Origin of the sequence: Halomonas sp. EF61 (genome assembly GCF_040147045.1) — a bacterium.
Lineage (GTDB): Bacteria > Pseudomonadota > Gammaproteobacteria > Pseudomonadales > Halomonadaceae > Halomonas > Halomonas litopenaei.
In genome coordinates, this window is sequence record NZ_JAMSHM010000004.1 from 276,518 (window position 1) to 296,082 (window position 19,565).

Sequence of the window (19,565 nt, forward strand, 5' to 3'; positions counted from 1 at the left end):
CGTTATTTGGCGGTCGGCATCACGAACTCCGCGCCCGCCTCGATGGAGTCGGACCAGCGCTGCATGATCGACTTCTGCTTGGTGTAGAAGCGCACGCCCTCTTCGCCGTAGGCGTGCATGTCGCCGAACAGCGAGCGCTTCCAGCCACCGAAGCCATGCCACGCCATGGGCACCGGAATCGGCACGTTGATGCCGACCATGCCCACCTGGATGCGACGGCCAAACTCGCGGGCGACCTTGCCGCTCTCGGTGAAGCAGCTGACGCCGTTGCCGAACTCGTGGTCATTGATCAGCTCGATGGCGGTGGCCACGTCCGGCACGCGCACACAGGCCAGCACCGGGCCGAAGATCTCCTCGCGGTAGATCGTCATTTCCGGGGTGACGTGGTCGAACAGGGTGCCGCCCATCCAGAAGCCCTCGCTGCAGCCTTCGCCGGTATTGCTGCTGTCGAAGCCACGGCCATCGACCACCAGCTCGGCACCCTCCTCGACGCCCTTGTCGATGTAGCCGGTAATACGCTGATGGGCCTGGGCGGTGACGATCGGCCCCATCTCGGCGTCCAGCTGCATGCCGTCCTTGACCTTGAGACCACGGGCGCGCTCGGCGACGCGTGCCACCACGTCATCGGCCACGTCGCCGACCAGCACCGCCACACTGATGGCCATGCAGCGCTCGCCGGCGGAGCCGTAGGCGGCACCGATCAGCGCGTCCACCGCCTTGTCGAGGTCGGCGTCGGGCATCACCACCATGTGGTTCTTGGCGCCGCCGAGGGCTTGTACACGCTTGCCCAGCGCCGCGCCACGCTGGTAGATCAGGTTGGCAATGGGAGTGGAGCCGACGAAGGACAGCGCCTTGACGTCGGGATGGTCGATCAGCGCGTCCACCGTTTCCTTGCCGCCCTGGACCACGTTGAACACGCCGTCGGGCAGCCCGGCCTGCTTGAGCAGGTCCGCCATCATCAGCGAGGCGCTGGGATCGGTGGGGCTGGGCTTGAGGATGAAGCTGTTGCCGGCGGCGATGGCGACCGGGAACATCCACATCGGCACCATGGCCGGGAAGTTGAACGGGGTGATGCCGGCGACCACACCAAGCGGCTGGCGCAGTGTCCAGTTGTCGATGCCGGTGCTGACCTGGTCGGTGAAGTCGCCCTTGAGCAGCTGCGGGATTCCGCAGGCGAACTCGACGATGTCGATACCCCGTGCCACCTCGCCCTGGGCGTCGGTGAAGACCTTGCCGTGCTCACGGGTGATCGCCTCGGCCAGGGCATCCTTGTTGGCATTGAGCAATTCGAGAAAGCGGAACATCACCCGGGCGCGGCGGATAGGCGGGGTGTCGGCCCAGCTCGGGAAGGCCGCCTTGGCCACCTCTACCGCCTTGTCGATCTCGCTGGCGGAGGCCAGCGCCACTCGGCCACTGACCTGGCCGGTCGCCGGGTTGTAGACGTCCTGATGACCCAGGGAAGCGCTTTCGTCGATCTGGCCGCCGATGAAGTGAGGAATCGTCGAGGTCATGGGGTGCTCCTTTATAAGCGTTGTTTAAGTCATTCGAGCGTGGCCGTATGAGGAAAGGTGCCCAGCCTGCTCGTCTTGTCGCTGTACAGCCTATCTCTAGTGGCGATCTGAGCAATTGAGTTATTTGAAACCCAGATATAAGGTTCTCAAATAACACGCTCTGTTGAAGGAAGGCGCCATGCAGGACTACCCCACGCTGCGAGCATTCGTCACGGTGGCGCACCTCGGCAGCGTCTCCCGCGCCGCCGAGGCGCTGCATCTCACCCAGCCGGCGGTTAGCCTAAAGTTGAAGCAGCTGCAGGCAACGCTAGGACTGACGCTGTTCCACCGCCGCCCCCAGGGACTGGAGCTGACGGCCCACGGTCAGGCACTGCTGCCCACCGCCGAAAAGGCCCTGGAGAGCGCCCGGGTGTTCGATCAGATGGCCCGCTCACTGCACTCGACGGTGCGGGGGCTGTTAAGGATCGGCACCATCATCGATCCCGAATTCATCCGTCTGGGCAGCTTTCTCAAGGTGCTGGTCGAGCGCGCCCCGGAACTCGAGACCGAGCTGCACCACGGCATGAGCGGTTACGCCCTGTCGCGAGTGGAGCGCGGCGAGCTGGATGCAGGTTTCTATCTGGCGCCCCCCGGAACAGGCAGCACCCACGCCGACGGCGCCGGCGAACTTGCGTTTGTCGAGCTGACCCACTTTCGCTACTACGTGGTGGCGCCCTCCGGTTGGGAATCGCGGGTCGAGGACACCCGCTGGTCGACGCTGGCCACCCTGCCCTGGATCGTCACACCCCCCGACTCGGTCCACCATCGACTGCTCAAGCGCGCCATGCAGGACAGCGGAGAGACGCCCCGGCGGGTCGCTCAGGTCGACCAGGAGGCCTGCATGCTCGACCTGGTACGCGCCGGGGTGGGGTTGAGCCTGGCCCGGGATTCGCTGGCCTTGACCGAGCGCCAGCGCAGCGGCCTGACCATCGTCGAGGGGGTGACGCTGGACTGCGCCCTGTGCTTTGTATGGAAGAAGGAACGTACCCGCGAGCCGCCGCTGCAGGCCGCGCTTGCCACCCTGGAGAGCGTCTGGCCCAACCGCCCTGAGTGAGGCTTGTAGGAAAAGTGCCTGCGCTCGGTGGCTTTTCGTACAAGACCCAGGGCCTGAGTCAGCCCGGGGTAGACCCCGCTGATAGGCGCCCGAACCCGCCGGTACGCGCCCGAACCCGCTTTGGCAGCAGCGCCAAATGCACCAGAGCTGCGCCTTTCTGCGCCTGGCGACGCTCGAATCCGTCGTCGGGTGCTACCCTCCAGACGTTGGCTGACGGCTTTCCCCGGTTCAGGTCAAGGGCGACGCCTGTCTCGATCGCTCCTTGCTCGCACCTTCAGTTCGTACTTCCAGCCACCAGATGTCAGCGTCACGCTCCCTTCGTTCTTCACCACAAGGAATGTCCCCATGACCGACCTTTCCCGCTTCCCCATCACTGCCAAGTGGCCGGCGACACACCCCGAGCGCCTGCAGCTCTATTCGCTGCCGACCCCCAACGGGGTCAAGGTCTCGATCATGCTGGAGGAAGTCGGGCTGGACTACGAAGCGCACCGGGTCAACTTCGATACCAGGGACCAGCACTCTCCCGAGTTTCTCTCGCTCAGCCCCAACAACAAGATTCCCGCGATCCTCGATCCCGACGGCCCTGAAGGCCAGCCGATCGGACTGTTCGAGTCAGGCACGATTCTGCTGTACCTGGCCGACAAGACCGGCCAGCTGGTGCCCCAGACGCCCCAGGCCTACTACCAGGCCCTGCAATGGCTGATGTTCCAGGTCGGCGGCGTGGGCCCGATGTTTGGCCAGATCGGCTACTTCCACTTCTTCGCCGGCAAGGAATTCGAGGACAAGCGCCCTCTTCAGCGCTACGTGGACGAGGCCAAACGCCTGCTTGGGGTGCTGGACAAGCGCCTGGAACAGCGCGAGTGGATCATGGGCGAGGACTATTCGGTGGTGGATATCGCCATCCTTCCCTGGATACGCAACCTGGTCTACCGCTACGACGCCGGGGATCTGGTCGAGTTTGCCAACTTCCCCCACGTCGACCGCACCCTCCAGGCGTTTCTCGAGCGTCCCGCCGTGCAACGAGGCCTCAAGGTCCTGGCCTGAGGCGATATAGCAGGCGCTACCAGGGTGAAGGTGGCGATCGGTGAATGTGGCGATCGGTAGAGGTAGAGCGAGACGAAATGAGGTGAGAGCCGCACGATCGAACCTCATCCCACGGGTGACTCGCCGCCGGGTTCAGGCGATGATTGTGCCGGCACAGCAGACTCCGTGAGCCTTCAAGGCGCGCCGTCCTGTGCCTGTCCGCCTGCCCCGTGGCCCCACGGCCCCGGGCAACACCCCCACACGACGGAATCACCGCTCATGCCCGTTCGCCCCGTTCATCTTCTGCCCCTCGTCTTCGCCGTGGGGACCACCTCCGCCCAGGCGGCCTCCGCGCCTAAAGACGCCGACCGGACTACCGTCGAGCAGCAGAGTAGCCGATCCTGCGAAAACCCGACCATGGACCAGCAGATCGAGGCACTGATGGATCACCACGGCATCCCGGGGGTGTCGGTGGCACTGATCGACCACGGCAACATCTGCCTGAGCCACTACGGCGTCGCCAGCCGGGAGTCCTCGACCGGCGCCGCCGTGAACGACGACACCCTGTTCGAGATCGGCTCGGTCAGCAAGACCTTCACCGCGGCGCTGGGCGCCTGGGTGCAGCAAGGCGGAGCCTTCTCCCTGAGCGACAGTGCGGCCAGCATCGAGCCCGACTTCGAGGGTCGTCCAGTAGGCGAGGTCAGCATGGTAGAGCTTGCCACCTACACCGCCGGCGGCTTCCCGCTGCAGTTTCCCGCGGGCGTCGAAGACGCCACCCTCCACGACTACTTCGTGAACTGGCAGCCGGACTTTGCCGCCGGCACCAAGCGCCTGTACTCGAACCCCAGCATCGGCCTGTTCGGCCTGCTCGCGGCCCAGAGCGAAGGCTCAAGCTTCGCTGAGCTGATTCAGGACAGCGTGCTGCCCACACTTGGCCTCGATGCCACCTGGCTTACGGTGCCCGACGACCAGGCCCGCCACTACGCCCAGGGCTACAACGGCGATGACCAGCCCGTGCGCGTCAATCCGGGCCCGCTGGACACCCAGGCCTACGGCATCAAGACCACGGCACGGGACCTGGCACGCTTCGTTCAGGCCAATATCGACGCCTATCAAGGCAGCCAGGACGACCAGCGCATGGCACAAGCCCTGCTGGCCACCCACCAGGGCTACGCCACCGTCGGCGAGATGCAGCAGGGACTCGCCTGGGAAAGCTACGCCCTGCCGACGACCCTCGATACGCTGCAAAACGGCACCACCGCAGAGATGGCGCTGGAGCCCCAGCCTGTCACCATGCTCGAGCCGTCAGGCGAGCCACAGCCCCAGCGCTGGTACCACAAGACCGGCTCCACCGGCGGCTTCGGCGCCTACGCCGCCTTTATGCCGGCGCATGAACTGGGCATCGTCATCCTCGCCAACAAGCGCTACCCCAACGGCGAGCGCGTCGAAGCCGCCTGGCGGATACTGGAGGCGCTGGAGCAGTAAGAACGAAAAGTGCTTGAACCCGGTGCCGCCCGGAGCAATGAAACAAGGAGCGAAGCAAGGGCGAAGCACGGGGCTGTGCAAAGGCAATACATGGGGCAGAGAAGCGTCTACGACCGGTGGTAGGCACTAACCGAGCCAACCAATGAAACCAGACGGCCTGGGCGCTGAATTCTCCAGCCCTCAGGCCCTGAAAGCCGCAGCACAAGCACCGGGGGGAAGCGCTTGGAAAAGACGATAGCTTGTCTGAATCGCAGAAAGCGTCAGGGAGCGTCGGCTCGCAGCGTGAAGCCAAGGGCATTCATGACCTTCATGACTGTCGCAAAACTTGGGTTCCCATCGGCCGAAAGCGCCTTGTAAAGCCCTTCGCGGGTCAGGCCGGTATCGCGCGCCAGTTGCGTCATGCCTCGCGCTCGAGCGATATCGCCAAGCGCCGCCACGACGAGAGCGGGATCACCTTCTTCAAGGCAGGCCTCAAGATACAAGGCCATGTCTTCTTCCGTCTGCAGATGGTCAACGACATCCCATTTCTGAAGTGTGCTCATGGTGCCTCCGTCAACTCCCTCGCCAATCGCTTGGCGAGTTCGATATCTCTGGCCTGGCTGGACTTGTCGCCGCCTGCCAGCAAAATGATCAGTTCGTGCCCCTTCTGGACGAAATACACTCGGTAACCAGGCCCGTAATGGATCCTAAGTTCCGAGACCCCCTCACCGACAGCCTCACAGTCACCGACGTTACCCAGTTCAACGCGCCGTAGCCGAGCCAGTACTTTCGGGCCTGTAGTCTTCCGGCCTACCGTATACCACAGCTGCGTCGTCTACAGGTCTAGCCCCTGGAACACCTCGCGCATTTTGGATACGTCGTTGACGCTGATGACGACCTGCCCTTTCGCTGTCCAAGCTAGCTCGGCCATGCGGTCGCATTGCTCCATCCGAAGAAGCAAGCCGGCCTCGAGTGAGGCCGGACACACCGGCTCACCACAGGAGACACGACATGCACTATCCCGTTGCCATCGAGGTAGGTGACGACCAGCATGCCTATGGTGTGGCAGTGCCTGACCTACCGGGCTGCTTCTCGGCCGGTGACACCTTTGATGAGGCGATCGCCAATGCCCGCGAAGCCATTGAAGGACATCTCGAGAGCCTGGTCGACGATGGCGATCCCATCCCTTCAGCCAGCGCTATCGAGCAGCACCTGGCGGATCCCGACTATGCCGGCTAGGTGTGGGCCGCAGTCGAGATCGACATGACTCCCTATCTGGGCACATGAACTCGAGCGCTGCGTGGGGTGATTCACGGCGTCAAAGCACTGCGCCCCAGATCGAGGCTCACCCACTCGCCGTGGGCCTCGTTGATCACTTCAAGGGCTCTGCTCCTTCATGAAGACGATGGCCAACTTGCTATAAGAAGGGCATGACGGAGGCCCTGCCTGGCTCTACGGAGCCAGGCAGGACCGCTCGTAAAGGCTCGCTTCCAATGTCTCAGCACCAACGATGAAAACGCCCCCTTGGGGCTGGTACACTAAACGCCCTCTCCTGCCCGACCTCTTGATGCCGATGACTGACCGAGATCCCCTGGCCCAGGCCCGCCGCTTTTCTGTGGCGCCGATGATGGATCGGGGTTAAAGCCCACAACCACGGGCTTTCCCGGCGTCGTGTACCAAAAATTTACCAGCAAGAAAAAGCGGCACGGATCTTGCCGCTGGCGTTGCGCTTGTCGGTGAGACAGGCACGAGCATGGACATGACGAACGCGTGCGTACGCGTTAGAGACGGGCCCGCCTCAGAATCCGCGGGGGGCTCGGAAAAAGGTAACAAAGGTAACGGGTTGCCAAAAACTGGCGTAACCAAATGATTTAAAAGCAATTCTAACGGGTGTCCAAAATGTAACAAAAAGGTGATGAAAAGGTGATGCATTACCTTTTGGAAAGGTATTTTTCTTGTTTTCAAGAGCCTAAGAAAATCAGATGGTTAGTCGGGCGTTACCTTTTGCGACATTTTTACGGTTACAGAATTTATTAATAAAAACAAATGCATAAGGTCTGTTTTCTGGCCCTGTCACCGATGTTACCTTTCCCCCCCCCCACATTCTTAGTGAGCAGCAAAAGGAGGGGCCCTCGGCAACATGCTTGAAGAAACGTCGGCTACCGACCATTCAGGTGTGACTTCAACCACTGAATGACGTTTCGCTTCCCTTCTGGTGAGTACCTACTTAAGTGTGGTGTTCCAGCCACGTAAATATCACGGCCGTTGAGTTCGGTCGAGAACCCCTTTACTTTCCAATTTCCATGGCCTGAGCAGATAAGATCTTCTTTTCCATTGAGCAACTTTCGAAGATACCCGTATGACGACCTCTCGGAGTTACCAAATGCTAATATCAATCTAGGCTGGACCAACTCAATAATCGCTTCATGGACGGGCCAGCACTGTTTCGCTAAGGAGTAGTCAACTCCGCTTTCATCTCGACTCCTCACAAAAATCAAATTACTAGAACATACTTCTCGTGGTTCAAGGCCAAGCTCATTCAGCAAATAAACGATTCGCCTTTGCAAAGTGGCTTTGCCAGCCCCCCAAGAACCATTGCCATTTGACCAAGACTCGTCCAAATATGCATTTATCTCTGAGCTAAGAATTTCGTCAATACCTTCTTCGATCGATGGTCCGCCACTACCTCCAGGATTGAACCCCAGCAAGTAAACGTCTCCTTTTTTTAAGGTTTCGTGACTACTATACAAAATCCCACCAGACTCACTCATTAAATCACTCAGCGCATTCCGTGCGATCACGGGAATATCTTCCTTTCTCATACTACCTCCAGAGTCGTCTGCCCCAAGAAAATTCGCCACAGGAAAAGACAGCTTCCCCGACTAAAGGTGAGAGTGTCAAACCGCATGATTCCGCATGAAAACTAGCCTCTTTGTCAGCGCAATGGAGCCCAGAGCACAGGCGCCCTCGACGGGAGTGCAAGGGTGCGCAAAAATCGACAGGTTTAGCGCGCAGGCGGGGCGGGGTGTCGACGGCGCGCCGGGTGTCACTGCGCTCTTTCGACACACCGCAAGAGAGGCTTTCAGTGCCAAGACAGCACATAGGCTCATTGCCACACCAATGACTGGCTGATCTACTCACTTTGCATAAGACGAAAGGACAACATGGGTGAACAAGGAGAGAGATGATGTTTGGTCCAGGGGATGGAGTCATTCGTGTAGGGGATAGCTCATCACATGGCGGGACAGTCGTGACAGGGCAAGCAAACTACCTTGTTGATGGCATTCCTGTAGCAGTGGTAGGTGATATGGTTGCTTGCCCTCAAAAGGGACACGGGGTATGCCCCATCGTCGAGGGCCATCCCACATTCTCAGTCAATGGCAAAGCCGTTGCGTTTCATGGGTGCTCGACGGCTTGCGGGGCTACATTATTCTCATCAACAGCTCACTACCATGCTATTGGCTCTCCCGATGCTCCAGCCTATGCTGACACTCCTCTGTCGCATCAGTACCAGCAACGGGCATCTTCGACTGAGCTGGTTAGTGGATCCCCGAAGAGAGCAGCAGCAGACACCCCTCCTATCATCAATCTTGAATCCGATAGGTGGATTAGTATCATCCAGAATACTCCAGCTATCTTTGAGATATCCGACAATCCAAACGCCTCCAGCAATGAGCCATGGTACGAATTTGATAGGTTTGATGAGGTCGATGGGAATGAGCTAGCCTACGAAGCTGTTAGCCGAGAAGTTGGAGTGGAAGCACGGTTATTAAAAGCCATCGCTTACCTTGAAACCACCCATGGTTATTACGACAGAGTACACACAAAAAATAGAAGTTTTCGCCCAATGAACCTTAATTATGAATACTGGAAGCCACTTGCTGACGAGGTAGGATTTACAAGGGACGAAGTAGTAAATCAACCATATCCAAATATTTATGTAGCAGCAGTATTGTTAAAAAGAATACAAGAACGGATATCTTCACCAACTATCGAGAAAGTGGCGAGCATTTACAATGCTCTAGGCGCAGAGCATGTCAGCGACTACGGAAAGCGAACAAAATTAATTTATGATCGTCAACTTTGGATAAATAGAAAGTGAACAAGAGGCATCTCGGGCTTGTATATCTAACCGTATCGATCGCCATTTCTTTAGTGCTTTCTGCACTTATGGCATATGTCGCCCTTGATCACAACCCACAAGGAGAATTCTGTAGTTATCTATCCGGCACAACACAATGTGAGTATCAACTTGGAGCGATCGCCTCAGTGTTTTTCGGCTGGTTTTTCGTGACTTTTTTCGTACTATCACTCCCTGCGTTGGCTTTGCGTTTCCTGGTAGGCATGATTCGATGGTTTAAATCAATAACACGGCATTAGTGTCGACATGAACATATGTCTTTAGATATACCATTTCCTATAGGCGATAGGCTACCCCTATGTGGTAGCCTGCCAGCGTTATTTCACCTATTTACAATAACCAATTCTCCTCTCGGTCTGGTCGTCTCCCTCCCCACCGTGTACCGCAGCTGCGTCGTCTGTAGGTCGAGCCCCTGGAACACCTCGCGCATCTTGGGTACGTCGTTGACGCTGATGACGACCTGCCCTTTCGCTGTCGGGGCAAGCTCGTCCATGCGTTCATATTGCTCGACGCCGAAGCCGGTGCCCTACCCGACAATCTCCCAGTACGGTGGGTCGAGGTAGAACAGCGCTCAAGACGGTCGTAGTGGGCCAGGCACTTCGCTCAGTCCGGCTGCTCGACCACGATGCACGACAGGCAAAGGTGGGCCCTACGCAAGATCGCGACCGATGACCCATACTCCACACGATGAAAACGCACCCTTGGGGCTGGCACACCACGCGCTCTCTCCCGCCCGATCTCTTGATGCCGATGGCTGACCGAGATCCCCTGGCCCGCATCAAGAGGATACCGCTCGAAAGCGTCAAATCAGTCGAGCGCATCGATCTGACCTTCCCCTGACATATCGCCTGTGCCTTGCAGGAGACTATTGAGCCCCCTTATCGAAAGGCGCACAGTTGGATGTGCTCGACTCAATTCTCTTCGTTGGCATCAGCCACCGCACGTTCGATAAGTTCGGGAGCCACACCCCGAGCCTTCAACGCCTCCACCAAACGCCGCACACCATCATCGAGATAGCGAGCCTCATCGCGACGCAGTCCCTCGCTGACGTAGGCTTTCAGCAGCGTCTGGTAGCCTTGAAGCCCCTTCCGCGGCGCTATCGCCTTCAGTGACTCCACCACATCAACCGGCACCCGCAGCGTCACTGTCGTCGTGGGACGGTCCTTCGCCAATCGCCTTTTCAAGGTCTCATTGAGCATAAATCGCCTCCTCTCGCCTGGTGGCCCGTCGCGCCGAGGTAAGGCGCAATCCCTCGTCGGTACCACGATACTCGCGTCGCCGGAAGGCCAGCGCCAGCAGTCCTCCATCTGCAAAGTTTTCCTCGCTGCTCCAATTTGGCGGTAGAACGCAAGGCCAGGGGCAGACTGCGAAGCACCTCTGCTCCGACTCGTACCCGCCGCACAGTCACCACACCAACAATGAAAACGCCCCCTTGGGGCTGGTACACTACGCGCCCTCTCCTGCCCGACCTCTTGATGCCGATGACTGACCGAGATCCCCTGGCCCAGGCCCGCCGCTTTTCCGTGGCCCCCATGATGGACTGGACGACACGCGACTACCGCGTATTCGCGCGCACCCTGACGCGCCGGACGCTCTTGTACACCGAGATGGTGACCACTGGTGCGATCCTTCACGGGCGTCCGCGCGAGCGCTTCCTCGGCTACGACGAGGTGGAGCACCCGCTGGCGCTGCAGCTTGGTGGCAGCGATCCAGGAGAACTCGCCGAGTGCGCGGCGATCGCCGAGGAGTGGGGCTATGACGAGGTCAATCTCAACGTGGGTTGCCCCAGCGACAGGGTCCAGAACAACCTGATCGGGGCCTGCCTGATGGGTCATCCGGACAAGGTGGCACTGGCGGTGGCGACGATGCGCGAGGCGGTGTCGATTCCGGTGACAGTGAAGTGCCGTATCGGGATCGACGATCAGGACGAGGACGCCGATCTCGAGCGCTTTATCACCCAGGTAGCCGACGCCGGCTGCGAGGTGTTTATCGTGCACGCGCGCAAGGCCTGGCTGCAGGGGCTGTCCCCCAAGGAAAACCGCGACGTGCCGCCGCTGAATTATCCGCGGGTGCATCGCTTGAAGGCCAGTCGCCCCGACCTGCATATCGGCATCAACGGCGGCATCAAGAGCCTCGAGGAGTCCCAGACGCAGCTTAATCACGTCGACAGCGTGATGGTGGGTCGCGAGGCCTACCAGAATCCCTGGCTGCTGGCCCAGGTGGACCAGGCGATCTACGGCGAGCCGGGGCCTGCTGACAGTCGCCACGCCGCCGCCATGGCACTACGCCCTTACATCCAGCGCCGCCTGGAAGAAGGCGCCAAGCTCAACCATATCACCCGCCATCTTCTTGGCCTGTTCCAGGGCTGCCCCGGCGGGCGCCGCTTCCGTCGACATCTGTCGGAGAACGCTCATCGCGACGGCGCGGGCCTGGCGGTGTTCGACGATGCCCTGGGCCTGGTGCCGGAACCCGTCAGCGCCTGACAACGGCTGCACGACACTCCGCTGCGCGGGAAAAATTGCCCTGCAAAAAAGACAACGGCCGAGCGATCTGCTCGGCCGTTCTCTATTCCTTATTGGGTCCGGGGTTGGGGACTCGATCTTCATCAAGCCCTCCGGACATCTGTCTCGCTAGCCCTACCGCTACTGCTACCGCTACCTCTGCCGCCACCCCTATCGCCACCCTCATGTCTAAAGGTAAGCGAGTGCTCACCTGCATGTGCAACCTTGGCTCTTGGGTGAACCGCGTCACGCCTTGAGGCCTAGTAGAGTGAATCGGGCGGCGGCTCCAGGCTCGAATGGAAGGTCTCGATGGCGCTTTCGGCTTCTTCGATGGCGTCGAAGCGGGCGATATGGAACAACGCCTCGCCTTCGTTGGCCAGGGGCAGCCGGCTCATGCCGATGACGATGCCGTCGGCCATGGACAGGATCTCGCCTTCGGTCTCGCCGAAGGGATCGGCGACCTTGCCCAGCACCTGTCCCTTGGCGACCCGGGCACCCAGGCGCACCTTGGGCCTCAGGATGCCGTCGATGGGCGCACGCGCCCAGCTCGACCCATTGGCGACCTCTGCCGCCGGCGGCTTGCGCCGGCGTTGCTCGCCGGTGAGCATGTCGAGCCGGCGCATCACCCGCAGCACCCCTCGGACACCAGCGGTGATCGCCCACTCGTCGAAGCGCAGCGCCTCGCCGGCCTCGTAAGTGAGCACTGGCGTACCGCGCGTCTGGGCGTAGTGGCGAAGGCTGCCTTCGCGAAGCTCGGCGTTGAGAATCACCGGGGCGCCGAAGGCGTCGGCCATGCGCCGGGTCTCCTCGCCGGCGTCACCCAGCTGGGCGCGGATCTGCGGCAGGTTGGTGCGGTGGATGGCGCCGGTATGAAGGTCGATGATGTGGGTCGCGTGATCGACGATCTGCTCGCGAAACAGCGCCGCGATACGCCCCCCGAGCGAGCCCGATTCACTGCCGGGAAAGCAGCGATTGAGATCGCGCCGATCCGGCAGATAGCGAGAGTGCTGAACGAAGCCGAAGATATTGACGATCGGCACCGCGATCAGGGTGCCGCGCAGACGGTTGATCTGGCGCGAACGCAACAGACGCCTGACGATCTCGACGCCGTTTATCTCGTCGCCGTGGATGGCGCTGCACACCAGCAAGGTGGGGCCTGGCTGGCGTCCGTGAACGACCTCCACCGGGATATCCAGCGGTGCATGGGTGTAAAGTTTGGCCACCGGCACGTCGATCTGGGCACGCGTGCCCGGCTTGACGGTAATGCCGGCCAGTTCGAAGGGGGCTCTTGCCATGAAAGTTCCTTAGTCGCCATGCCGCGCCGTCGAAAACACGACAGCACCTGTCGTCCTTATACCTTTGTGACGTCGCCAAAACGAGTCCAATTTACCTCAGTGCGCGTATCGATGCCGCTGATCTCGCGGGGCCAGTCCGGTAGAATACGCGGACTGACCCACCGCCGGAGCGCCCCGCCCCCATGGCCCGCCGTACCAAGCAAGAAGCCGCCGCCACCCGAGCCGCATTGCTCGATGCCGCCGAGGAAGTGTTCCTCGAGCGCGGCGTCTCGCGCGCCTCGCTCGAGGTCATCTCGCGACGGGCCGGCGTTACCCGGGGCGCCCTTTACTGGCATTTTCGCAACAAAGGCGATCTGTTCAGGGCCATGCTGGAGCGTGTCCATCTGCCGTTCGAGGACCTGCTCAATGAGCTCGACGACTCCTCGGTCGATCACCACCCGCTGGAGGCCATTCGCTTGAGCTGTCATGCCGGGCTGCGCCAGGCCGATACTCCGCGCCACCGCCGGGTTCACGGTATCCTGCTGCACCACTGCGAGCGTACCGACGATTTCGACCCGCTGGAGGCCAAGGCCGAGATCGCCCGAGAAACCTGCCAGGCCTTGCTGCGCCAGTTCAAGCAGGCTGATCTCAAGCAGCAGCTACGCCCCGGGCTTAGCCCGGAGCGTGCCACCGACCTGTTTCACTATGCCCTGAGCGGGCTGTTCTGGGAGTGGCTGCGGGCACCCCAGGCCTTCACCCTCAGTGAACGAGGCCCTGCCCTGGTCGATGACCTGATCAGCCTGATCGGTCACGACTGACCCGTCGTCGCGAACCGCTACTCGATCGAGGCGAGAAGGGCTCGACACGCTTCAATGCTGATGGCCGTGGGAGTGACGATGGCCGTGGTAGTGGTGCCCGTGCGTCGGCGCTTCATGGGGTGGTACCGGCTCATGGCGCTCGATCAGCTTGAGCCTTACCAGCCGGGTACGCGCATCGAGAAACTCCTGCTCGGCCACCGAGCGGAAGCTGTCGTGCTCTTCCAGGTACTTGACCAGCACCCGTACTTCCCCTTCCCGCGGCATCGCCCCCGGCTTGCCCCTCAGGCAGATTTCCCGGGTTCCGTCCGAGCAGAGCACCGCACGGCAGCACCCCTGACCATCGATGAAGCCGACCACCTGGACACGCTCGCCCAGCAGGCAACGACGGTTGAACGAGGGCCGATCGCGATAGCGCTTCAACAGTACCCGACAGAAGCGGGATGCCAGCGGGGACGACAGCGCAAAGGCTCCCCACAGCACCACGATGCCCAGCGGCACGATCACGATCGCCAGATTGAACCACTGCAGTATCAGCAGTTCCGCCACCAGCGTGAAGACAGCAGCGAACAGGATCAGCGCGGTCAAGGCCACCGTCACCGGCACCCCGGCAAACCCCAGCGATACCATCGTGCTGGCCATATGATCGTCACGCAGGCTGTCACGTTCGAACAGTTGCAGCGGCACCAGCTTCAATGCCACCAGGACCCAGTAGAGCGCGACGAGTGGAAGCAGCACCGTGAACAGAATCAGCGGAAAGCTCAGGGCGATATCCCTGATCAGCGTTATGTCCATACCACCTCCCGTGGCGTTGCCACTTGCGAACTTGCTACCCGCAGCATAGCGCCATAGGCCACAAACCTCGACCCGTACATCCCAACTTTTCCTTTGGTGACAGCATGTTGCAACGCACAACATGCTGCACTGCACACCTCGCCCAGGTTCGCCACAAGCGTGTAATACGCAACAAGAAGCTCCCCTGCCACCAGCGACTCACCGCCTCTGCAGCATAAAAAAAAGCGCCACCTGGAAAGGCGGCGCTTTGACCTGCATCAACCATTCTACCGATGAGGGGCGGTCATGTTGACCCGCCCACTGGTTCAATGATCGGTGGCAGTGCCCTTGGCTTCTGAGGCGTTCTCGTCCTCATCGTCGTCGGAACCACGCTCTCCGAACAAGCGCAGGGAGAGCGACGCGATCATGGCGTAGAACGACGGCACGAAACAGCTACCCAGTATCGCCACCGAGGCCATGCCCATGGCCACCGTGGTACCGATGTGGTGACTGCTGGTGTCACTGGCGCCGGTGGCCATGGCCAGCGGCAGGGTGCCGAAGATGAATGCCATGGAGGTCATCACGATGGGCCGGAAACGCAGCTCCGCCGCGGTGATCGCCGCCTCGCGGATGCTCTTGCCCATCTCCTTGCGCTGGAGCTCGGCGAACTCGACGATCAGGATGGCGTTCTTGGCCGCCAGGCCAATGACCACCAATACCCCGATCTGGACATAGACGCTGGTATCCAGGCCACGCATGGCGATACCGGCGATGCCCCCGAGGAAGGCGAACGGCGTGGCGGTCAGTACCGCCAGCGGCAATGACCAGCTCTCGTACTGCGCCGCCAGGATCAGGAACACCATGACCATGCCGAAGATGATGGCGATGGTGCCGGCGTTACCCGCTTCGCTCTCCTGGTAGGCGGTGCCGGTCCAGCCCATGCCCCAGTCACTGCCCAAGGTCTCCTGGACGATACGCTCCATGGCCTGGAGCGCCTGGGTCGACGAGTAGCCTTCCGCCGGGCCACCCTGGAACTGGGCCGCCGAGTAGACACCGAAACGGGTGACTACCGCAGGTGCGGCCGTGCGTTCGAGGGTCACGAACTCGGACAAGGGGATGCGCTCACCGTTGCCGCCGCGCACATAGACATTGTTGATATCGTCTGGCGTGTCGCGGTACTCCGCCTCGTTCTGCAGGTACACCTGGAAGTTGCGGTTCTGGTAGCTGAAGAAGTTGACGAAGCCGTTGCCGAAGGTGTTCGACAGAGTGGCATTGAGGTCGGTCAGTGACACGCCATAACTCAGCGCCTTCTGCTGGTCGATCTCGGCGCGGAAGGACGGCACATTGACGCTGAAGGTCGAGAACACCTGGTTGAGCGCCGGATCCTGATTGGCCGCCTGCATCACCTTGAGCGAGGCCTGGTAGATCTCCTCGGGGGTGGCACCGGAGAACGACTGCAGGTAGCCGGTGAAGCCGCCGGTGGTGGACAGGCCAATGATCGGCGGCATGTTGAAGGCCATGACGTTGCCGCCGTCGACCTCGGCACCGATCTGGAAGATCCGGCCGATCAGGTCATCCACCGTGGTCTCGCGCTCGTCCCAGTTGTCCATGTTGATGAAGATGATGCCGCGCGCGGTGTTGACCGAGCTGGTCAGCATGTCGTAGCCGGCGATGGCCGAGGAATAGCGCACACCTGGCACTTCCTCGATGCGCTTGCTGACCTCGGCCATGTAGGCCTTGGTGCGGCTGAGCGATGCCGAGTCCGGCAGGCTGACGGCTGCCAGGGCGATGCCCTGGTCGGTTTCCGGCACCAGCGTCGAGGGCGTGTTCTCGTAGAGCCAGAAGGAACCGGCCCCGACCAGCCCCACCAGCAGCAGGGTCAGCACCCAGGCCTTGACCAGCGCCTTGACCGCCACCATGAACACCCTGGTGACGCCATCGAAGAAGCGGTCGAACAGGCGCAGCGGGGTGCGCACCGCCCGCATGAAGGAGGATTCCTTCTTGTGCAGGTCGTGCTTGATGAAGATCGCCGACAGCGCCGGGGTGAAGGTCAGCGCCATCAGCGCCGAGAACGCCACCGAGATGGCGATGGTCAGGGCGAACTGCTGATAGATCTGCCCGGTAAAGCCGCCGAGGAAGGCCACCGGTACGAACACCGCCGCCATGATCAGCGAGGTGGCGATAACCGGCCCACCGACCTCCTTCATGGCCTGGATGGTGGCCTGGCGAACCGTGATCTCCTCGTCTTCCGACAGCACCCTTTCGACGTTCTCCACCACCAGGATGGCGTCATCCACCACGATGCCGATGGACAGCACCAGAGCGAACAGCGTCAAAAGATTGATCGAGAAGCCGAACACGTAGAAGCCTGCGAAGGTGGCCAGTACCGATACCGGCACCACCGACATGGCGATCACGGTAAAGCGCCAGTTCTGCAGGAAGATGAACAGGATGACGCCGACGATCAGGAAGGCTTCGATAAAGGTGTGGAAGACGGTTTCCACCGAGGCGTCGATAAACAGGGTGGTGTCGTAGGGCACCACGTACTCGAGGCCCGGCGGGAAGCGCACCTCCAGCTCGTTCATCTTTTCCTTGACCATGTCTGCCGTCTGCAGGGCATTGGCGCCCGGCTGCTGCTGGATCATGATCGGCGTCATGATGGCGCCGTTGAGGCGTGCCTCGACGCCATAGAAGGAGGCGCCCAGCTCGATCCGTGCGACGTCATCCAGGCGCAGCGCGGAGCCGTCCTCGTTGGTGCGCAGCAGGATGTCGCGGAAGTCGTCGGCGCTGGACAGACGTCCGCCGGCGGTGATGGTGTAGGTGAAGGCTCGCGGGCTGTCGATCGGCGTGGACGCCAGGCTACCCGCCGGTACCTCGGTGTTCTGGGCACGAATCGCCGCCGCCACCTCGGTGGGGGTCAGGTCGTACTCGGCCAGCTTGTTGGGGTCCATCCAGATGCGCATGGCGAACTCGCCACCGCCCAGCACCTCGGCCTCACCGACGCCGGGAATCTGGCGCAGCTCGTCGAGAATGTTCAGGGTGGCGTAGTTCTGCATGTAGATGTTGTCGTAGTCGTCCTGGGGCGAGATCAACGACACCAGCATCAGGATCGAGCTGGAACGCAGCTCGACCTGGACGCCCTGCTCCTGCACCGCCTCGGGCAACTGGGACAGCGCGCCCTGGACCCGGTTGTTGACGTTGATGGTGTTGATATCACCGTCGGTCCCGATGTCGAAGGCCACGCTCAGGCTCATGGAGCCGTTGTCGGAGCTGGTCGAGTTCATGTAGAGCATGTTCTCGACGCCGTTGATCGCCTCCGCCAGCGGCGCGGCCACCGTCTGCGCCACGGTCTCGGCATCGGCCCCCGGGAAGGTGGCGCTGACCGACACCGTGGGCGGCACCACGCTGGGATACTGCTCGATCGGCAGTACCCGCATGCTCATCGCCCCGATGATGGTCAGGATGATCGCCAGGACCGAGGCGAAGATCGGCCGCTTGATGAAGAAGTTGGCGAAATTCATTCGTTACCCTCTCCTCGAGCCTCCTCGGCCTCCTGATCGCCCTGCGGCGCGTTCATCGGCGCCTGCTGGGCGGCCTGGGTGGCACTCGCGGCATCCTCGCCCTGACCACCGCTCTCGGCAGTGCCCTGCCCGCTCTGATCGGCCGCTGGCTCGCCCGGTGACGCCGCTTCGCCCTGCTCAGCTTGCTCGGGCGCGGCCTGGCCGGCGCCCTGCCCCTGTTGCTCGTACTGGGCTTCTTGCATCAGCGCCTCGGCGTCGCCGTCGAACGGCTGGGGATCGATCGGGGTACCCGGCTTCAGGCTGCCCGGATCACCGACCACCACACGCTCGCCGGGTTCGACGCCGTCGAGGATGATCTGCCAGGCGCCCGCCAGCTCACCGAGCTGCACCGGACGCGCCCTGGCGACGTTGTCTTCATCGAGCACGTAGACCTGCGGGCCCATCAAGCCCTGGGTCAAAGCCAGCTCCGGCACCGCCAGCACGCCGAAGCGAGCCAGCCCCTCGATCTTCACGCGCACGTACTGACCCGGCAGCACCGCGCCGTCCGGGTTGGCAAAGGTGGCCTCCGCCTGGACGGTGCTGGTCTCGGGATCGACACGGGAGCCAAGGAAGTCCAGGTGGCCACTGAGCACGGCAGGCTCATCCCCACGCGAAGAGAACGCTTCGAGCGAGGCGGCGATGTCCTCGATGCTCATGTCCTTCAACTGACGACGCAGCTCGAAGGCGTCGTTCTGAGGCATCTGGAAACGGACCTCCAGCGGGTCCAACGGAGTGATGGTGGCAAGTTCGGTATTGGGTGACACCAGGTTGCCGACATTGACCTCACTGAGACCGATCACGCCAGACACCGGCGCCGTGACCTCGGCGTAGTCCAGGTCGAGCTGGGCGCTCTTCAGCGCCGCCTCGGCCTGGGCCACGCTGGCCCGCGCGACGCGCGCGTCGGCCAGGGCCTGGTCGACCTGCTGACGGCTCACCGAGTTCTGAGCTGCCAGTTGCTGGAAACGATTGGCGTCACGCTCGGCCCGCGACAGCTCGGCCTGGGCGCTGGCCAGGTCGGCCTCGCGCTGGGCCACGGTGGCCTCGTACAGGTCCGGCTCGATGGTGTAGAGGCTTTCACCCTGCTCGACCTGATCGCCGGGTTCGAACTTGCGCTCCTCGAGCACACCGGTGACACGTGCGACCAGGGTGACTTCCTGCTCGCTCATCAGCTTGGAGGGGTAGGACTTGTCCAGTGGAATGTCCTGGTAGGCCAGCTCGGCCACCTCGATGGCCTTGGCGGGTGGCTGACCACCGGCCTGACCGGCGGACGGGTCTTCTTCCTGACCACAGCCGACCAGCAGCAATGCCGCCGCCAGTGCGGCCCAGAGGCGGCCGCGATAGATGGTGGTTTTCATCCCTTGATTCCTTCGGGGTAATTGGATCGTCAGATGCCGGGCGCTGACCGCCTC

General features: G+C 61.6%; 16 protein-coding genes. 7 read left to right on the forward strand and 9 right to left on the reverse strand.

Annotation, left to right across the window (positions count from 1 at the left end):
* Positions 1 to 2 precede the first annotated feature (2 nt).
* A complete protein-coding gene (locus NFI08_RS20860) occupies positions 3 to 1,511 on the reverse strand; it encodes a CoA-acylating methylmalonate-semialdehyde dehydrogenase (protein WP_108133287.1) in 1,509 nt (502 codons plus the stop codon).
* Between the two features lie 178 nt (positions 1,512 to 1,689).
* On the opposite strand from NFI08_RS20860, the gene NFI08_RS20865 reads away from it, so the two are divergent.
* The 3 genes from NFI08_RS20865 to ampC all read left to right on the forward strand — a co-directional run bounded on the left by NFI08_RS20865 (position 1,690) and on the right by ampC (position 5,112).
* A complete protein-coding gene (locus NFI08_RS20865) occupies positions 1,690 to 2,604 on the forward strand; it encodes a LysR family transcriptional regulator (protein ID WP_045991838.1) in 915 nt (304 codons plus the stop codon).
* 345 nt (positions 2,605 to 2,949) lie between these two features.
* Positions 2,950 to 3,648: a glutathione binding-like protein gene (locus NFI08_RS20870; RefSeq protein ID WP_222517188.1), complete on the forward strand. Its 699-nt coding sequence runs from the start codon at positions 2,950 to 2,952 to the stop codon at positions 3,646 to 3,648.
* A 258-nt stretch (positions 3,649 to 3,906) separates the two neighbouring features.
* Positions 3,907 to 5,112 (forward strand): class C beta-lactamase, encoded by a 1,206-nt coding sequence (ampC, locus tag NFI08_RS20875; RefSeq protein ID WP_222517187.1) that lies wholly within the window; start codon positions 3,907 to 3,909, stop codon positions 5,110 to 5,112.
* A gap of 260 nt (positions 5,113 to 5,372) precedes the next feature.
* On the opposite strand, the gene NFI08_RS20880 is transcribed toward ampC, so the two are convergent.
* Positions 5,373 to 5,654: an addiction module antidote protein gene (locus tag NFI08_RS20880; RefSeq protein ID WP_045991840.1), complete on the reverse strand. Its 282-nt coding sequence runs from the start codon at positions 5,652 to 5,654 to the stop codon at positions 5,373 to 5,375.
* Positions 5,651 to 5,917: a type II toxin-antitoxin system RelE/ParE family toxin gene (locus NFI08_RS20885; RefSeq protein WP_349591646.1), complete on the reverse strand. Its 267-nt coding sequence runs from the start codon at positions 5,915 to 5,917 to the stop codon at positions 5,651 to 5,653. The genes NFI08_RS20880 and NFI08_RS20885 overlap by 4 nt, the downstream gene beginning before the upstream one ends.
* A gap of 185 nt (positions 5,918 to 6,102) precedes the next feature.
* Here NFI08_RS20885 and NFI08_RS20890 point away from each other — a divergent pair, with 185 nt between their 5' ends.
* Entirely contained in the window at positions 6,103 to 6,330 is a 228-nt protein-coding gene (locus NFI08_RS20890) for a type II toxin-antitoxin system HicB family antitoxin (protein ID WP_349591402.1), read from the forward strand.
* A 920-nt stretch (positions 6,331 to 7,250) separates the two neighbouring features.
* On the opposite strand, the gene NFI08_RS20895 is transcribed toward NFI08_RS20890, so the two are convergent.
* Positions 7,251 to 7,913: a uracil-DNA glycosylase family protein gene (locus tag NFI08_RS20895; RefSeq protein WP_349591403.1), complete on the reverse strand. Its 663-nt coding sequence runs from the start codon at positions 7,911 to 7,913 to the stop codon at positions 7,251 to 7,253.
* Positions 7,914 to 8,275: 362 nt separating this feature from the next.
* On the opposite strand from NFI08_RS20895, the gene NFI08_RS20900 reads away from it, so the two are divergent.
* Complete coding sequence (locus tag NFI08_RS20900) at positions 8,276 to 9,193, forward strand: PAAR domain-containing protein (protein ID WP_349591404.1); 918 nt, start codon at positions 8,276 to 8,278, stop codon at positions 9,191 to 9,193.
* Between the two features lie 950 nt (positions 9,194 to 10,143).
* Here NFI08_RS20900 and NFI08_RS20905 read toward each other — a convergent pair.
* A complete protein-coding gene (locus NFI08_RS20905) occupies positions 10,144 to 10,431 on the reverse strand; it encodes a hypothetical protein (RefSeq protein WP_349591405.1) in 288 nt (95 codons plus the stop codon).
* A gap of 276 nt (positions 10,432 to 10,707) precedes the next feature.
* Between NFI08_RS20905 and dusA the strand changes: the two genes are divergently transcribed.
* Positions 10,708 to 11,715: a tRNA dihydrouridine(20/20a) synthase DusA gene (gene dusA, locus NFI08_RS20910; protein WP_502881145.1), complete on the forward strand. Its 1,008-nt coding sequence runs from the start codon at positions 10,708 to 10,710 to the stop codon at positions 11,713 to 11,715.
* 278 nt (positions 11,716 to 11,993) lie between these two features.
* On the opposite strand, the gene NFI08_RS20915 is transcribed toward dusA, so the two are convergent.
* A complete protein-coding gene (locus tag NFI08_RS20915) occupies positions 11,994 to 13,028 on the reverse strand; it encodes a succinylglutamate desuccinylase/aspartoacylase family protein (protein ID WP_045992886.1) in 1,035 nt (344 codons plus the stop codon).
* A 182-nt stretch (positions 13,029 to 13,210) separates the two neighbouring features.
* On the opposite strand from NFI08_RS20915, the gene NFI08_RS20920 reads away from it, so the two are divergent.
* Positions 13,211 to 13,825, forward strand: coding sequence for a TetR family transcriptional regulator (locus NFI08_RS20920; RefSeq protein ID WP_349591406.1), 615 nt, complete (start codon positions 13,211 to 13,213; stop codon positions 13,823 to 13,825).
* Positions 13,826 to 13,876: 51 nt separating this feature from the next.
* Here the strand turns inward: NFI08_RS20920 and NFI08_RS20925 are convergent, their stop codons facing one another.
* From NFI08_RS20925 to NFI08_RS20935, 3 genes are all read right to left on the reverse strand, one after another.
* Positions 13,877 to 14,617, reverse strand: a complete 741-nt coding sequence (locus NFI08_RS20925; protein WP_349591407.1) for a hypothetical protein — start codon at positions 14,615 to 14,617, stop codon at positions 13,877 to 13,879.
* Positions 14,618 to 14,922: 305 nt separating this feature from the next.
* Positions 14,923 to 18,117, reverse strand: coding sequence for an efflux RND transporter permease subunit (locus NFI08_RS20930; protein WP_349591408.1), 3,195 nt, complete (start codon positions 18,115 to 18,117; stop codon positions 14,923 to 14,925).
* The gene (locus NFI08_RS20935; protein ID WP_349591409.1) at positions 18,114 to 19,511 is read right to left on the reverse strand and encodes an efflux RND transporter periplasmic adaptor subunit; all 1,398 of its coding nucleotides are present in this window, start codon (positions 19,509 to 19,511) and stop codon (positions 18,114 to 18,116) included. Before NFI08_RS20935 ends, NFI08_RS20930 begins: the two co-directional genes overlap by 4 nt.
* Positions 19,512 to 19,565: the final 54 nt, after the last annotated feature.

What these genes read in the sequence shown, in the direction of transcription:
- NFI08_RS20890 (WP_349591402.1), top strand. Translation starts at nt 6,103, where the DNA reads ATGCACTATCCCGTTGCCATCGAGGTAGGTGACGACCAGCATGCCTAT.
- NFI08_RS20915 (WP_045992886.1), bottom strand. Translation starts at nt 13,028, where the DNA reads ATGGCAAGAGCCCCCTTCGAACTGGCCGGCATTACCGTCAAGCCGGGC.
- NFI08_RS20900 (WP_349591404.1), top strand. Translation starts at nt 8,276, where the DNA reads ATGATGTTTGGTCCAGGGGATGGAGTCATTCGTGTAGGGGATAGCTCA.
- ampC (WP_222517187.1), top strand. Translation starts at nt 3,907, where the DNA reads ATGCCCGTTCGCCCCGTTCATCTTCTGCCCCTCGTCTTCGCCGTGGGG.
- NFI08_RS20935 (WP_349591409.1), bottom strand. Translation starts at nt 19,511, where the DNA reads ATGAAAACCACCATCTATCGCGGCCGCCTCTGGGCCGCACTGGCGGCG.
- NFI08_RS20920 (WP_349591406.1), top strand. Translation starts at nt 13,211, where the DNA reads ATGGCCCGCCGTACCAAGCAAGAAGCCGCCGCCACCCGAGCCGCATTG.
- NFI08_RS20870 (WP_222517188.1), top strand. Translation starts at nt 2,950, where the DNA reads ATGACCGACCTTTCCCGCTTCCCCATCACTGCCAAGTGGCCGGCGACA.
- NFI08_RS20925 (WP_349591407.1), bottom strand. Translation starts at nt 14,617, where the DNA reads ATGGACATAACGCTGATCAGGGATATCGCCCTGAGCTTTCCGCTGATT.
- NFI08_RS20905 (WP_349591405.1), bottom strand. Translation starts at nt 10,431, where the DNA reads ATGCTCAATGAGACCTTGAAAAGGCGATTGGCGAAGGACCGTCCCACG.
- NFI08_RS20860 (WP_108133287.1), bottom strand. Translation starts at nt 1,511, where the DNA reads ATGACCTCGACGATTCCTCACTTCATCGGCGGCCAGATCGACGAAAGC.
- dusA (WP_502881145.1), top strand. Translation starts at nt 10,708, where the DNA reads ATGCCGATGACTGACCGAGATCCCCTGGCCCAGGCCCGCCGCTTTTCC.
- NFI08_RS20880 (WP_045991840.1), bottom strand. Translation starts at nt 5,654, where the DNA reads ATGAGCACACTTCAGAAATGGGATGTCGTTGACCATCTGCAGACGGAA.
- NFI08_RS20930 (WP_349591408.1), bottom strand. Translation starts at nt 18,117, where the DNA reads ATGAATTTCGCCAACTTCTTCATCAAGCGGCCGATCTTCGCCTCGGTC.
- NFI08_RS20865 (WP_045991838.1), top strand. Translation starts at nt 1,690, where the DNA reads ATGCAGGACTACCCCACGCTGCGAGCATTCGTCACGGTGGCGCACCTC.
- NFI08_RS20895 (WP_349591403.1), bottom strand. Translation starts at nt 7,913, where the DNA reads ATGAGAAAGGAAGATATTCCCGTGATCGCACGGAATGCGCTGAGTGAT.